This is a genomic window from Diaphorobacter sp. HDW4A, from assembly GCF_011305995.1.
Classification (GTDB): Bacteria; Pseudomonadota; Gammaproteobacteria; order Burkholderiales; family Burkholderiaceae_C; genus Diaphorobacter_A.
The window spans coordinates 6257837-6272224 of sequence record NZ_CP049910.1 but is presented as its reverse complement, the minus strand read 5'-3'; the positions used below and the strand labels follow the sequence as shown (position 1 = coordinate 6272224).

The window sequence follows — 14388 nt, the reverse complement described above, 5'->3', positions numbered from 1 at the left end:
GTGGCTTTTGCATAGTTTCAGAACGCCGTTACTCCACGACCTTGAGATCACCGTTGTCCACATAGAGTTCAAACTCACGCTTGGCCAATGTGACGATTTCCGAGTGCCCGTCCCCGGGTTGATTCCAAGAGAGTACATAGCTCGCGAGAGCCGTGTCCACCTGCACCTCGGTGCCGACTGGCATTTCTTCCAGAGGGCCATCACCCACGCGATGTTGCACCCTTCCTTGCACGATGGCCTTGAAGTGCTCAGGAAAGCGCTGCACTTCGATTGCTGTCTCGACCTGTCCATTGGATTGTTGGTTGTTCTGATCGTTCATTGATATCCTCCTGTAATAGGGACACACGCATCCCAGTACGGCCCTTACCGCCAGCGCTCGGCTCATGTGCCTTGGCCTTTCAGCATAGCCCCGCCTCCCCGCCTCACATGTCAGAGAACAGGCAGACCTCCCCTGCAGATGTAACCGACTGAAATGTCGACGTGCTGCCAAGGAATTCCGAGCACACATCACAATCCACATCCTGTCCCAACCCCCTGCCGACACACCACCATGAGCGATCCAATAACCTCCGCACCGCAGCACCTGCCCACCCGCATTGCCGATGTGGGCGGCATCCCCATCCATCGCGCGATTCCGCAACGGGCGCTACGCAAAGTGGGGGCATGGTGCTTTCTCGATCACGCCGGTCCTGCGGACCCCGCACCGCCGGGGATGCAGGTGGGGCCTCATCCGCACATCGGACTGCAGACCTTCACCTGGATGATTCGCGGCGAGGTACTGCATCGCGACAGCCTCGGCAGCGAGCAGATCATCCGTCCCGGTCAGGTCAATCTGATGACAGCGGGGCGCGGCATCGCACACTCCGAGGAAAGTCAGCAACCCTGGCATATCCATGCGACGCAACTGTGGATCGCACTGCCCGATTCGCATCGCTTCTGCGAGCCACGTTTTCAACACTATCCAGAACTGCCGCAAACACGCGTCGGGGATTTCGATGCGACCGTGCTGGCGGGAGAGGCGCTGGGCCTCACATCCCCGGCCGAGGTGCATTCTCCGCTCATGGGCGTGGATCTGCATGCCGCCGATCTGGGCAAAGGAGCGAAGGCCGTAATGCCGCTGCGCACGAATTTCGAGCATGCGGTGCTGGTGCTTTCGGGCAGCGTGAGCGTGAACGGCGAGGCTTTGCCGCTGGAGCAACTACTCTACATTCCACAGGGCGCGGACAGCGTAGAGTTCACATGCGTGGCGGGCAGTCGCCTCATCGTGATCGGAGGCGAGCCGATGGACGAGGCCATCATCATCTGGTGGAATTTTGTCGCGCGCACCTCGCAGGAAGTGCACGAAGCACGTGACCAGTGGGAGGCCTGCCTGCGCGGAGAAAATGACGAGAATTCGCGCTTTGGCAACCCGGTCGCCTCGACGCTTGCGCCCACGCATGCGCCGTCGCTCGATGGAATGTCTCTGCGCGCATCGAAGTGATGCCGTAGGGAAAACGCAGGTCAGAGTTGAAAGCCCACTGACCGGACAAGCCCCTCGCCCATGTCGCGCAATAGGCTGGGCTGCTTCGCATCGAACGGCTGGGCGGTCGCCATCTGCTGATCGAACCAGCGCTCCAGCCACTGCACTTGCTCGGCCGAGTAGAACGCTGTCATCACCTCATAATTGAGAAACAGGCTGCGCGCATCGAGATTGAGCGATCCGGACAATGCCAGATCGTCATCGATCACCACCGCTTTGGCATGCACCATCTGCGGCAGCAGCCACACCTTGCCGCCAGACGCACACAGCTCGCGCAACGCGCGGCCCCGGGCCCAATCCGCGAGCAAATGGTTGGATTGGGCAGGAACCACCACATTCACATCCACACCGCGCCTGCATGCCATGCACCATGCGTAGAGCAGCGCATCGTCTGGCACGAAGTACGGCGTGATCGCGAGAATTCGTTTTCTCGCGTGGTACGCGGCGGCCAGCAGAAGTGCGTGCACGGTGTCGTCCGCATGATCTGGGCCAGTAGCAATCCATTGCGCGCACGGTCCTGCGGCGAGCGCGGGTGATGAAGCCACGGGCACATCGACGTGCTTCACACGCCCGCTCGCGGTCCGCCAGTCCAGCTCGAACTGCGCTGCGGCTTGGACAGCGAGTGCACCACGAGCCTCGTGACTCAGATCGATCCATGCAGGTGCATCAGCAAGATTGAAGAAATACTCCGTCGCCAGATTGCGCCCCCCTGTCCAGACATGCAGACCATCTGCCACCGCCACCTTGCGGTGGTTGCGCAGATTCAACCGTCCCTGGCGCGGGTTGTGCAGCAGCGGCATGAAACGCCGCACGCGCACTCCATTCTTGCGCAGTCGCATGAGAGTGCCGGGATGCGTCTTCATGCTGCCGATGGCATCAATCAGCAGTCGAACGCGCACACCGCGCTGTGCGCAACGTGCAAGAGCTTCTGCCACCGCCTCGCCGACCTGATCATTCCCCAAAATGAAGGTGCAAAGGTCCACTCTCTGCTGCGCTCCATCGATCAGCGCGAGCAGGCTCTGCAGTGCATCGGAGCCATCGTCGTGCCAAACGAGTTCTTCGTTGTACACAGGAGCGGGAAGTTCCATGCTGGCGAGCAGCTGCGTTGCCCATACTGGCCCACCTGCGGGCGGTGGCCCCATCACGGCGTGCAGATGCCGCTGTGGGCGAGTCAGTTTCCGCGATCCCAGAACGAGAAACAGCGGCACGGCAAGGTAGGGAAACGCTACGATGCTGACCACCCAGCCGATGGCGGACGACGGCGGCCTGCGCTGATGTCCGATGCGGGTCGTCATCACATAGATGAGCAAGCCTGCGACCACAAAGATCGAGTGACTCAGAACCGAAAAGGCAGCAACGCGAATCATGGAATCGTGCGTCAAACGGAAGTGGCACTGCCTTCATTATGGCTGCAGTGCAAGCGCACCACGACACGCAATCCACCGAGCTGTGGGGCGGTTTCCAGCACCACGCTTGCGCCATGCGCGTGGGCAATTGTCTCGACAATGGCGAGTCCCAGGCCACTCCCCTGCACCTGCGCGGTGCCCTCCTGTTCCCCACGGTGAAAGCGCCGCATCGCATCGACGCGCCGCTCCTTCGGGATGCCAGGTCCACTGTCTTCCACGATGATCAAGGCGTCCATTCCCGCAGTCTGCACGCGCACATCCACAATGCCACCTTCTGGCGTGTACTTGATGGCGTTGTCGATGAGATTGCGCATGAGGACGCGTAGCGCCTCGACCTGCGCGGGCACAGTGACGACAGCCGCTTCGGGTAGTCCAAGATCGATGTTTCGCTGCGCAGCAAAAGGGGCCGCGTCGGCCACCGCCTGCGCGGCCAGTTCGTCGAGCCGCACCGGTTGTAGATTGGCGCCGGACGCGGCTCGCTCCTCCTGCCGCGCCAGCACCATGAGCTGCTCCACCAGTCGCGTCGCACGGTCGATGCCGGTGACCAGACGCGATGCGGCCTGTGCACGCGATGCATCATCCTGAGCACGCTGCAACCCCTGTACCTGCAGGCGCAACGCCGCCAGCGGAGAACGCAGTTCGTGCGCGGCATCGGCCACGAAATGCTGCTGCGCCTCGAATGCACGCTGCATGCGTGACAACAGCTCGTTGAGTTCATTCACCAACGGACGCACCTCATCGGGAAGCCCTTGCGTAGCCACGGGGGACAGATCCTGAGGACGCCGCGATGCGACCTCGCTGCGCACGCGCTGCACCGGCGCGAGCGAGGTGCGTACCACCCACCACACCGCCAGCGCCAGCAGGGGCGCCAGCAACGCAATCGGTACCAGGCTGCGCCAGGCCGCATCGCGCGCCAAAGCGCGGCGCACACGCATGTCCTGCGCCACCTGAATCACCTGTGAGCGCGTCTGCAGCGAAAACACCCTGTAAAGCGTACCGCGCGCAGGCACGTCGGCAAACCCCAGCACCGCATTCTGCGGCAGCGCGGCCCCGAGCGCCGACTCGAAAATGCGCAGACCTTCGTTGGTCCACACCTGCACGATGAACTCATGGTTCTCGTCTTCCGCCGGAGTGCCCTGCGCCCTGCCCTTCGCGTCAACCGGTAGCCCGGCACGCAGCGCAAATGCGGTCTGCTGCATCTGGTAGTCAAACAGCGTATCTGTCTGTGCCAATGCGTTGCGATACCCAAAAACGGCCTGCAGCAAGGCCGTGAGTGCAATCGCCGCACAGATGAACAGCAGCAGACGCTTGCCTAAGGATGTGGGTATCCACTGCTGCACGGGTTTCATGATTTCGGCACCATGTAGCCGACTCCGCGTACGTTGATGATCAGACCAGCCCCGAGCTTCTTGCGCAGACCATGGATGTAGACCTCCACCGCGTTGCTGCTCACCTCATCGCCCCAGCCGTAGAGTTTGTCTTCCAGCTGCTGGCGCGAAAACACGGCCCCGGGGCGCGCGAGCAGCGATTCCAGCACTGCCCATTCACGCGCAGACAGGATTACCGGCTGCCCGCTCACCGTCGCCTCGCGCGTGGCGGGAGTGATTTTCACCCCTTCGTATTCGTAGCTCGGCTCGGCACGGCCCGCAGCGCGCCGCGTGAGCGCACGTATGCGGGCGAGCAGCTCGTCCATGTCATAGGGTTTGAGCAGATAGTCGTCCGCCCCTGCATCGAGCCCCTCCACGCGCTGCACGACGGCATCCCGAGCCGTGGCAATCAACACCGGCGTGCGGTCCCGACGCGTGCGCATGCCACGCAGCACAGACAAACCATCGCGCCCCGGCAGACCGAGGTCGAGCAACACCAAATCGTAGCTCTGGGTGTGCAGCGCCGTGTCGGCCGCATCCGCATTGCGCACCCAATCGACCGCATAGTGCTCGGCGCGCAGGAGATCCTGCACGGCCTCCCCGATCATGGTGTCGTCTTCTACGAGCAGCAGGCGCATGGTGTGGTGGCTTGTCTTTCAAACAGAAAAAGCGAAACAAAGGCCCCGAGTTCGATGACTGCGGGGCCCCGGTTTCAAAGCGCGGCAGTGCTGCTTATCCTAACTGCACCGGTACAAAGATGCGCGATCCGTCGCGCTGCACCAGCAGCGCCACCGACTTGCCCGCCTTGGCGATGGCCTCGCGGACTTGCTCCACATCCTTGGCGGGCGTTCCGTTGACGGCCAGCAGCACGTCGCCGGGTTGAATTCCGGCCTTTGCAGCAGGGCCTTGCGCCTGCTCGATCAATAGCCCTGCGTCCACACCCGCCTGTTTGCGCTCATCGGGCTGCAGCGGCCGCAGCGACACGCCGAGTTTGCCGCGCGATGCCTTGTCATTGCCGTTGCTGGCCACCTTACTGATCTTGTCGCTGGCATTACCCAGAGTGGCAGAAAGCTGCTCTCGCTTGCCCTGACGCCATATCTCCATGTCGATCTTCGTACCTGGCGTAGCCATGCCGACAACCGCTGGCAGATCGCCCGAGGCCACGATCTTCTGGCCGTTGACGCTGCGGATCACATCGCCGGATTGGAGCCCCGCCTTGTCTGCCGGACCGCCCTTCTCGACGTTGGAGACCAACGCGCCCTCGGGCCTGTCGAGGCCGAACGAATCGGCCAACGTCTGGTTCACCTCCTGCACCGCCACGCCGAGCTTGGCATGCTCGACCTTGCCGGTGGCGACGATCTGCTGCTGCACCTTCGACGCTACTTCGATGGGAATCGCAAACGACAGCCCTTGGTAACCACCTGAACGGCTGTATATCTGCGAGTTGATGCCCACCACCTCGCCACGCGCGTTGAACAGCGGTCCGCCCGAGTTGCCGGGGTTCACCGCCACGTCGGTCTGGATGAAGGGCACCGCACTGTCGTCTGGCAGCGAGCGCCCCTTGGCACTCACCACGCCCGCCGTCACACTGTTTTCAAAACCAAAGGGCGAGCCGATCGCCAGCACCCAGTCGCCCACGTTCATCGCCTTGGTGTCACCAAGCTTCACTGTCGGCAGATCCTTGGCGTCGATCTTGAGCACCGCCACATCGGTCTTGGGATCGGCACCCAACACCTTGGCCTTGAACTCGCGACGATCCGTGAGCTTCACTGTCACGGTATCTGCATCCTTGACCACATGCGCATTGGTCAGCACCACGCCATCGGCGCTCACGATGAAGCCCGATCCCTCGCCACGCACCGGCACATCGCGCGGAGCCTGCCGCTGCTGCATGCCCGGAGCTGGCAGGCCGAACTGACGGAAGAACTGATAGAACGGATCGTTGGGATCGATCCCTTGCTGACGCTGCGCCGCAGCGGGTGTCTCCTCATCGTCACCATCGTCGCCCGCTCCCGCATGGCGCGTTCCGCTCACGCTGATGTTGACCACCGCCGGACCATACTGACTGGTGATCTGCGCAAAGCTGGGCAGCGTTGCGGTGCTCGGCACGCCCGCTGGCACAGCAGCCATGGCTGTCGCCGTTGTTGTCCTCGACTGCTGCGCACCCGCGAAATGCGCAGTGGCGAGGCCTGCGCCCGCACCGCCGATCACACCTGCGGCCAACAGCGCCGCGACCAGCCCACGTGGAGTCTTCAGAATCGTGTTCATCTCAAGCAACCTTTCCTCTACTCGGACCTCTACCGGAGTTCCATGGAAAGCAAGTTTGAAGACTGATACTTAAGCCTGACTTAGGATGCCTTTTTGAGCGCGCAGCGTCGCTCCATGATTTGAATGCGGAGACATCCAGTCAAAAAAAAGACCTCCTTGCGGAAGCCCCTTTCTTGTTTTCAATGGCGAGGTGTGGCATCAGGCCATCAGAACGCCGCTTCCAGTGCTGGCATCGCCAGACGCGCCTTGGTCAGAGCCATGCCGAGGTTGGCAGTCTTGCGGCAGACGAACACAGCGACATATTCAGGATTGATCTTGCCGCGCAGGAACACGTGGATCAGATTTTCGCTGTTCACGATGATTTCCTGAAAGTAGTGATAGCCATCGTCCTGCAGACCACGGGCCTTTTTGAACATGCGTTCGATGGTGCTCACGTTGGGGCCGTTGAACATGTCAGCGGTGGCGGCGGCAAGCAGGTCAATGACCTGGCGTGGATGCGAATCCACCGTCTTCAGCGACAGCAGCATGCCAGATGCCACGTCCACATACCCGGCAGCCACGCACTCAGGCACGGACGCGGCCGCCTTGTTCAAAGCGTCGTCAAAACTCATACCAAAACTCCGATTTTCAGAAATTGAATTCAAATGATTTTTTGCAGAATCAGCTCTTCGTATTGCTGCAAGAACGCCTCCTGCTCGGCGCTTTGCACATACCGAGGATCGAGCAGGCGCACGCGGCGCAAGGCCTCCTGAGCTGTCAATCCTTCGCGGATCAGCCATGCGGTGAGCACGGTGCCCGTACGGCCGAGGCCGCCGAGGCAATGCACAGCAAGCACCTCGCCACGGCCCACCAGAATCTCCATGCGCTTGAGCAGCATCTGGATCTGCCCAAGGCTCGGCGCCTCGCGGTCGTACACCGGCAGGTGCACGTTCTTGAGCTGGTGGCGTGCGAGCGCTTCCTGATCGATGTCGCGCTCCGTCAGCGTGATGAGCGTGGTGATGCCGACGCGCTTGAGCAGCGCGAGATCGTGGTCCATGTCATCCACGATACCGGGCATCGCGGCGCCCGCGAGCGTTCCCGGAACTACCCAGAGAAATCCAGTGGGGCCACTCGATGAGGCCATAGCCGCTGGAGCGATCTGCGTTGATCCGTTCAAAGTGGGCAAGTCACCGGTCAATGAGATGGCCTTCATCGAGGCGACTTCGACTTCAGACGCATGGCTGCGAGACCGACCCGCAAGTGCTTCGATGGGCAGCGGTGCCGGTGCGGGAACGCCTTCGGCCAGCGTCAGCGGGTCAGCGTCCAGCGAGGCTACGGCGCAATTGCCGGTGCGGATGAATTGCGCACCCGCTTCAGTGATCGGAGCGTTGAAGAAATCCTCGGCGCTGCGTGTCTCCTGAATGCGACCACCAGCCACCAGAATCACGCGGTGCGCGAGGCGCCTTGCCTGCTTCTGGTTGTGCGTGACCACCAGCAGCGACATCTTGCGAGCCAACTGGCGCATCAGGTCCACGAGCAGGAAGGCATCGTACTCATCGAGTTCGGCGGTGGGTTCATCGATCAGCAGCAGGGCCGGTTGCGGCGCGGCCTCGCGCAGAATGGCGACCGCGCGCATCTGCACATCGGTCAGCTCGGTGAACGGCTTGTCCAGCAGCGACTCCAGATCAGGAAAGCCCGCTTCGCGCAGGTAGTCCACGCACCATTGGTGCAGCGCTGCAGGTGAGAGGCTGAGCTGTTCGCGCACATGTTCGACGAGCGCGTCCTGCACGGAGCCCGCAACTACGCGCACATGCTGCTGCACAAGCTGCGGGCGGTTGTCGTCAGCAAGAGGATGCTCCAGATACTGCACCTGACCCCACGAACGGTAGCGGGGATGGCCGGCATAGGTGCCCGCCAGTGAATGCAGGATGGTGGACTTGCCGGAACCGGAAGGCCCCATCAGCGCAGTGATGGTGCTTCTGGCAAGGGTGAATTCCACATCCGCCAGAACGACTTTGGCACCAAATGCCGCGCCAAATTCCGTGACCACCAAGCAGTCGTTGCTTTGCATTCTTGTTCCAGGTGTGTTGTTCGCCACAAGGTCTGATCGCATTCGGTTTGTAGCGAAGCCATCTAGCAATGCCACGTGATGCGCCTTCCCATCACGAGACCTTTGTCTCAAATTATGTTAATACGGGTAACTTTATTCACATAATTGTATTGAATCCTGAAATATCTCCTGCGTCATCGCTCACGACGCCGCACTAAAACATAGGGTTATCACTATTGTTCACGCATTGAGTGCACCGTATCAATTTGTCAAAAACTGCAAAACTTGCTCTGGCGGCCTGCAGAGGAGCGCGCGCTGCCCATGCACCACGATGGGGCGATTGAGCAGCACGGGATGCGCGACGATCGCCTCCAGAAGCTGTGCATCCGTCACCGTTTCGGTATCCAGTTTCAAAGTTTTGTAGATGTCTTCCTTGGCACGCATCACATCGCGCACCGGCATGCCCAGTTTCTGGATCAGCGTCTCAAGTTGCTCCACGGAAAGCGGCTCGGCAATGTAGTCGATGATCTGCGGTTCAATGCCATGTTCGCGCAAGATGGCGAGCGCACCGCGCGAATTGCTGCAGCGGGCGTTGTGGTAGATCGTGAAGGAGTTGGGAGAGAACGGCGGGAGCTTGTTGGTCATGCGGACGAGTGTACGCATGACCAGAAACGGGAATCCATCAGTTCTTGCGCAACTCGTCCACGCGAGCGTGCAGATACTGACTCAAGGTGCGACGGTCCTGTCCCTCAGCACTTTCCAGCGCGCCATAGTGCACCACGGCTACCAGCGGCGGCGCAGCGAGCGTGCGCCAGATGGAGCCGAGCAAGGTCTCGTCGCCAATGTAGCTGGGGGCATAGCTGACATCGCCGCTCTTCTTGTCGACAAAGCGGATGCCGACGGGCTGCACAGGGGCCTGCGCGGCGATGGCAGCCTGCAGAAGATTCGCGTGGAACGGCAGCAGCTCACGGCCATCACCGGTAGTGCCCTCAGGAAACACGGCCAACACCTCGCGCTGCTCCAGCGCCTCTTGCATGCTCTGCACCATGCGCAGCGCGTCGCGGCGCGATGCGCGTTCGATGTACAGCGTTCCTCCGGCCGTGGCGAGCGTGCCGACGATGGGCCAGTCGCGCACATCGGACTTGGAGATGAAGCGGCAGTAGCGCGCCGCATGCAGCACGGGAATATCAAGCCACGACAGATGATTTGCCACCATCAGCACCGGGCCACGCAGCACGGGCTCGCCGCGCACCTCGAGCGTGATGCCGGCGCATGCCAGCATCTGCAGCGCCCACGCCTGCACCCGCGCCTGCTGCTGCTCGGGCGTGAGGCGCGGAAAGCGCAACAGCACGACCAGCACGCCATGCAGTGCATGACATGCCATTCGCAGACACCGCCAGATGGCCAACGCCCATCTCATCATCGGTGGATCGCCTTGTTGCTGTGGTTGCTGTTCGTGCTGATATCGATACGCCGTGTGCGACTCAAGCGCGCTCGAAAGCGATTTGACCGCCAACCAGCGTGCATTTCACGCGCGCGGGCAGCTCATAGCCCGAGAATGGTGTGTGCTTGCCCTGACTGCGCAACGCCTGCGGCTCCACCACCCACGATACGGCCGGGTCGACCACGCACAGGTCGGCAACGCCACCTTCGACGATGCGGCCCACGCTGGCCTGCAGCGTGCCAAGCGATCCGCCGAGCACGCGCGCAGGTTCGTGGGTGATCACGCCGAGCGCACGCATCAGCGGCACGTTGGCATCCTGCGACCACTTGATCGCAGCGGACAGCAGCAACTCAACGCCAGTCGCGCCGGGTTCGGCTTCGGCGAATGGCAACACCTTGGCATCTTCATCTACGGGCGTGTGGTCGGAGACCAGCGCATCGACCGTACCATCGGCCAGCGCGGCACGCAGCGCATCGCGGTCGCGCTGCTGGCGCAGCGGCGGCGTGAGGCGCGCGCTGCTGTCAAAGTAGCCAATGTCGGTGTCGGTGAAGGAAAGCGAATTGATGCTCACGTCGCAGGTCACCTGCAGGCCATCGGCCTTGGCCTGACGCACCAACTCGACGCCCGCAGCGCTGGAGATGCGACACAGATGCACGCGTGCGCCGGTGGACTTAAGCAGTTCGAAAATCGTGTGCAGCGCAATCGTTTCGGCCGCCACCGGGATGCCGGAGAGACCCAGACGCGTCGCGAGCGGGCCACTGGCCGCCACACCACCGCCGAGATAAAGCTCCTGCGGACGCAGCCACACGGTATGGCCAAAGGTAGCGGCGTATTGCAGCGCGCGCTGCAGCACCTGCGTGCTCTTGAGCGCCGAGTCGGCCTGACTGAAGCCGACGCAGCCGGATTCGGTGAGCTCGGCCATCTCGGTGAGCTCTTCGCCCCGGAGGCCACGCGTCAGCGCGCCGAGCGGGAACAGGCGTGCCTGATGCAGCTTTTCCGCGCGGAACTTGAGCATCTCGACCAGGCCTGGCTCGTCGAGCACAGGGTCGGTGTCCGGTGGGCAGACGAGACTCGTCACGCCACCCGCGACGGCCGCGCCCATTTCGGACTCGAGCATGCCTTCATGCTCATGGCCAGGCTCGCGCAGGCGCGCTGCGAGATCGACCAGACCGGGGAGCACATAGCAACCTTTGGCGTCGATCACGCGGCTTGGCGTGAAGTCCTTGGGTTCGCGGTCGATCGCAATGATGCGGCCCGCCGCCATCGCGATGTTGCAGACCTTGTCGAGACCACTTGCCGGGTCGATGACGCGGCCGTTTTGAATGAGTAGCTTCATGATGTTCTCTTGCCCTTCTCGCCCGCCGTCACGCCTCGTTGCCCGCGACGATGGACATCACCGCCATGCGCACCGCAATGCCGAAGGTCACCTGCGGCAGGATCACCGCCTGCGGACCGTCCACCACGGCAGAGTCGATCTCCACGCCGCGGTTGATCGGACCCGGGTGCATCACGATGGCGTCGGGCTTGGCCAGTCGCAGCTTCTCAGGCGTGAGGCCGAAGCTCTTGAAATACTCCTGGCTTGAGGGCAGCAGCGCGCCGCTCATGCGCTCGTTCTGCAGACGCAGCATGATCACCACATCGCAGTCGCGGATGCCATCTTCGAGGTTGTTGAAAACCTTCACCCCCATCTGCGCCAGATCCGCAGGCACCAGCGTGCGCGGGCCCACCACACGCACCTCGGCCGCACCGAGCGTGGTGAGCGCATGGATGTCCGAGCGCGCCACGCGCGAGTGCAGCACGTCGCCGACGATGGCCACGGTGAGGTTGGAAAAATCCTTCTTGTAGTGACGGATCGTGTACATGTCGAGCAGACCCTGCGTGGGGTGTGCGTGACGGCCGTCACCAGCATTCACCACATGCACATGCGGCGCGACATGCTGCGCGATCAGGTACGGCGCGCCCGACTCGCTGTGGCGCACGACGAAGATGTCGGCCGCCATCGCGGACAGGTTGGCGATGGTGTCGAGCAGCGACTCGCCTTTGCTCGCCGAGCTGCGCGCGATGTCGAGATTGAACACGTCCGCCGACAGCCGCTTGGCGGCGATCTCGAACGTGGTGCGCGTGCGCGTGGAGTTCTCGAAGAACAGATTGAACACGCTCTTGCCGCGCAACAGCGGCACCTTCTTGACTTCGCGGTCGTTAACGCTCACGAAGTTGGAGGCCGTGTCCAGGATATGCGTGATGATGTCCTTGGGCAGACCTTCGGTGGAGAGCAGGTGAATCAGTTCACCGTTCTTGTTGAGTTGGGGATTGCGCTTGTAAAGCACCGTCAGACCTCTTTGTCTTTGACTTGGACTTCGAAAGAAAATGCACCACTGTCCTGCGCGCGCGCAAGCGACAGCGATTGGTTGGCAGGCAGCGCCACGCGCGCCGCCGCAAAGCCGGCTTCGATGGGCAGCTCGCGGCCACCACGATCGACCAGCACCGCCAGACGCACGCAGGCGGGACGACCGTAGTCATAGAGTTCGTTGATCACCGCACGCACGGTGCGGCCGGTGTAGAGCACATCGTCGAGCAGGATGATGTCGGCGCCGTTCACATCGAAAGGCAGAACCGAGCTGGTGCTCGACGCAAGACCACGGCTTGCGAAATCATCGCGGTGCAACGACGAGGACAGCACACCTGCCTCGCCGTCGAGACCCAGATCCTTCTGCAGGCGCTGCGCCAGCCACATGCCGCCCGAGGCGACGCCCGCCAGATAGGTGTTCGTGCCACGCATGCTGCGCACGCCGCGCAGCAGTTCGCGATACAGCGCCTCGGCGTCCAATGTGAGATGACCGCCATTGGCGGTCGTCGTGGAGGTTGAGCTCGGAGAAGATGAAGATGACGAAGAAGCAGTGCTGCTCATGGAAGATTCCTCAGAAACTGTTCAAGGATGATGCAGGCCGAAGCGGCGTCCGCATCCTTCGCCCCGGAGGCGATGGCTTCGGTCGTGCTGTAGCGCTCATCCACTTCAAAGACCTGCAGACCAAAGCGGCCACGCAGCTGACGCCCGAACTTGAGCGCGCGCGCCGTGTTCTCGTGCGAAGCTCCGTCGGGGTGATACGGCACACCGATCACCAGCGCGTCGGGCTGCCATTCGCGGATGCGCTCGGCCACCTGCGCAAAGCGCGCGGCCTCGCCCTCGGCCTTGATCGTGCCCTGCGGCGAGGCGCTGCGTAGCATGCGCGTGCCAACGGCGACTCCGGTGCGCTTGAGCCCGAAATCAAAAGCAAGAAAGGATTGGAACTGCGCCGGGACGATGGGTTGCTGGTCGGTCACTGACATGCCGTCGCTCGATCAGGCGTGTCCGGCCTGATGCGTGAGCATCCACGATTGCAGACCCAGCAGCGACAGCGCGCGGTCGTAGCGCTGCTCGACGGGAGTGTCAAAGATGATGCGCTCGTCGGCGCTCACCGTGATCCATGCGTTCTCGGCGAGTTCGGATTCGAGCTGCCCTTCGCCCCAGGCCGAATAGCCCAGCGTGACCAGCACGCGGCGTGGACCGGCGCCCGTGGCGAGCGCCTCGAGCACATCCTTGGAGGTGGTCATCTCGAGCCCGCCGTCGATCTGCATGGTGGATGCATAAGCCGCTTCGCTCTTTTCCTCGTTCGAGGCGAGCATCGGATCGTGCAGCACAAAGCCGCGTTCGGTTTGCACCGGGCCGCCTTGGAACACGGGTTCGTCGGTCAGGTCATCGCGCCCGAGCGACAGATCCACCTTGGCCAGCAGGCCCTGCAGGTTGATGTCGGAGGGCTTGTTGATGATCAACCCCAGAGCGCCCTTCTCCGTGTGCTCGCACAGGTAGATGACGCTCTTGGTGAATGACGAATCCTCCATGCCCGGCATGGCGATCAGGAAGTGGTTCGTCAGGTTCATGGGCACGGGGTCTAGAGGCATGGGGAGTATTTTACTGTTGCTGGGGCAACTGACTTGAGAACGGGGGTGATGGGGGAGTCTTGGCTCCCCTTCTTACCTCTCGTCTTTTGGTTTTTTGTTTTCTGATGCTGTGTTGAGGGCGGAGGCCGGGACTGCCCCGGCGGGGCAATCACTTTTTGCTTGCGCGCAAAAAGTAATCAAAAACGCGCTTTGAATGCGGAGTCACGCGGCAGAACTCACTGCGCGACTGCGTCGCTCCGTTCGGGCAACCGCCGCGAGTCAGTGCTTAACTAAGAGAAATTTGCGGCACGTCGCTGCGCTCGTGCCGGGGGCGTTAGTGGAGTTGGGCTGGATGCAAAAAGCCCGCTGCTCTTTTGAACGCAGTTGACCCAATGAACAAATCAAAATCGCACGACACTGGCGCACCAGCATCTCGC

15 protein-coding genes are annotated in these 14388 nt (G+C 62.2%); 1 reads left to right on the top strand and 14 read right to left on the bottom strand.

Annotation, left to right across the window (positions count from 1 at the left end; translation table 11 throughout):
- Positions 1-28: 28 nt before the first annotated feature.
- Positions 29-319 carry a hypothetical protein gene (locus G7047_RS28475; protein WP_166311647.1) on the bottom strand — a complete coding sequence of 97 codons (291 nt, stop codon included), beginning with the start codon at positions 317-319 and terminating at the stop codon, positions 29-31.
- A 231-nt stretch (positions 320-550) separates the two neighbouring features.
- Here G7047_RS28475 and G7047_RS28470 point away from each other — a divergent pair, with 231 nt between their 5' ends.
- Positions 551-1480 carry a pirin family protein gene (locus tag G7047_RS28470; RefSeq protein ID WP_166311646.1) on the top strand — a complete coding sequence of 310 codons (930 nt, stop codon included), beginning with the start codon at positions 551-553 and terminating at the stop codon, positions 1478-1480.
- Positions 1481-1500: 20 nt separating this feature from the next.
- Here the strand turns inward: G7047_RS28470 and G7047_RS28465 are convergent, their stop codons facing one another.
- The 13 genes from G7047_RS28465 to G7047_RS28405 all read right to left on the bottom strand — a co-directional run bounded on the left by G7047_RS28465 (position 1501) and on the right by G7047_RS28405 (position 13972).
- A complete protein-coding gene (locus G7047_RS28465; RefSeq protein ID WP_166311645.1) occupies positions 1501-2886 on the bottom strand; it encodes a phosphatidylserine/phosphatidylglycerophosphate/cardiolipin synthase family protein in 1386 nt (461 codons plus the stop codon).
- Between the two features lie 11 nt (positions 2887-2897).
- Positions 2898-4274 (bottom strand): ATP-binding protein, encoded by a 1377-nt coding sequence (locus G7047_RS28460; RefSeq protein ID WP_166311644.1) that lies wholly within the window; start codon positions 4272-4274, stop codon positions 2898-2900.
- A complete protein-coding gene (locus tag G7047_RS28455; protein WP_166311643.1) occupies positions 4271-4930 on the bottom strand; it encodes a response regulator transcription factor in 660 nt (219 codons plus the stop codon). The genes G7047_RS28460 and G7047_RS28455 overlap by 4 nt, the downstream gene beginning before the upstream one ends.
- A gap of 94 nt (positions 4931-5024) precedes the next feature.
- Positions 5025-6560, bottom strand: coding sequence for a DegQ family serine endoprotease (locus G7047_RS28450; RefSeq protein ID WP_166311642.1), 1536 nt, complete (start codon positions 6558-6560; stop codon positions 5025-5027).
- A gap of 206 nt (positions 6561-6766) precedes the next feature.
- On the bottom strand, positions 6767-7171 hold the full coding sequence (locus G7047_RS28445) for a hypothetical protein (RefSeq protein ID WP_166311641.1): 405 nt from the start codon (positions 7169-7171) through the stop codon (positions 6767-6769).
- A 29-nt stretch (positions 7172-7200) separates the two neighbouring features.
- Positions 7201-8610, bottom strand: a complete 1410-nt coding sequence (locus G7047_RS28440; RefSeq protein WP_166311640.1) for an ATP-binding cassette domain-containing protein — start codon at positions 8608-8610, stop codon at positions 7201-7203.
- A gap of 240 nt (positions 8611-8850) precedes the next feature.
- The gene (gene arsC, locus G7047_RS28435) at positions 8851-9252 is read right to left on the bottom strand and encodes an arsenate reductase (glutaredoxin) (protein ID WP_240939300.1); all 402 of its coding nucleotides are present in this window, start codon (positions 9250-9252) and stop codon (positions 8851-8853) included.
- Positions 9253-9271: 19 nt separating this feature from the next.
- Positions 9272-10012 carry a 1-acyl-sn-glycerol-3-phosphate acyltransferase gene (locus G7047_RS28430; protein WP_166311639.1) on the bottom strand — a complete coding sequence of 247 codons (741 nt, stop codon included), beginning with the start codon at positions 10010-10012 and terminating at the stop codon, positions 9272-9274.
- A 61-nt stretch (positions 10013-10073) separates the two neighbouring features.
- Positions 10074-11369, bottom strand: coding sequence for a dihydroorotase (locus G7047_RS28425; RefSeq protein ID WP_166311638.1), 1296 nt, complete (start codon positions 11367-11369; stop codon positions 10074-10076).
- 28 nt (positions 11370-11397) lie between these two features.
- The gene (locus G7047_RS28420) at positions 11398-12360 is read right to left on the bottom strand and encodes an aspartate carbamoyltransferase catalytic subunit (RefSeq protein WP_166311637.1); all 963 of its coding nucleotides are present in this window, start codon (positions 12358-12360) and stop codon (positions 11398-11400) included.
- Between the two features lie 2 nt (positions 12361-12362).
- On the bottom strand, positions 12363-12941 hold the full coding sequence (pyrR, locus tag G7047_RS28415; RefSeq protein WP_166311636.1) for a bifunctional pyr operon transcriptional regulator/uracil phosphoribosyltransferase PyrR: 579 nt from the start codon (positions 12939-12941) through the stop codon (positions 12363-12365).
- Positions 12938-13360, bottom strand: coding sequence for a Holliday junction resolvase RuvX (gene ruvX, locus G7047_RS28410; RefSeq protein ID WP_166311635.1), 423 nt, complete (start codon positions 13358-13360; stop codon positions 12938-12940). The genes pyrR and ruvX overlap by 4 nt, the downstream gene beginning before the upstream one ends.
- 12 nt (positions 13361-13372) lie before the next feature.
- Positions 13373-13972: a YqgE/AlgH family protein gene (locus G7047_RS28405; protein ID WP_166311634.1), complete on the bottom strand. Its 600-nt coding sequence runs from the start codon at positions 13970-13972 to the stop codon at positions 13373-13375.
- Positions 13973-14388: the final 416 nt, after the last annotated feature.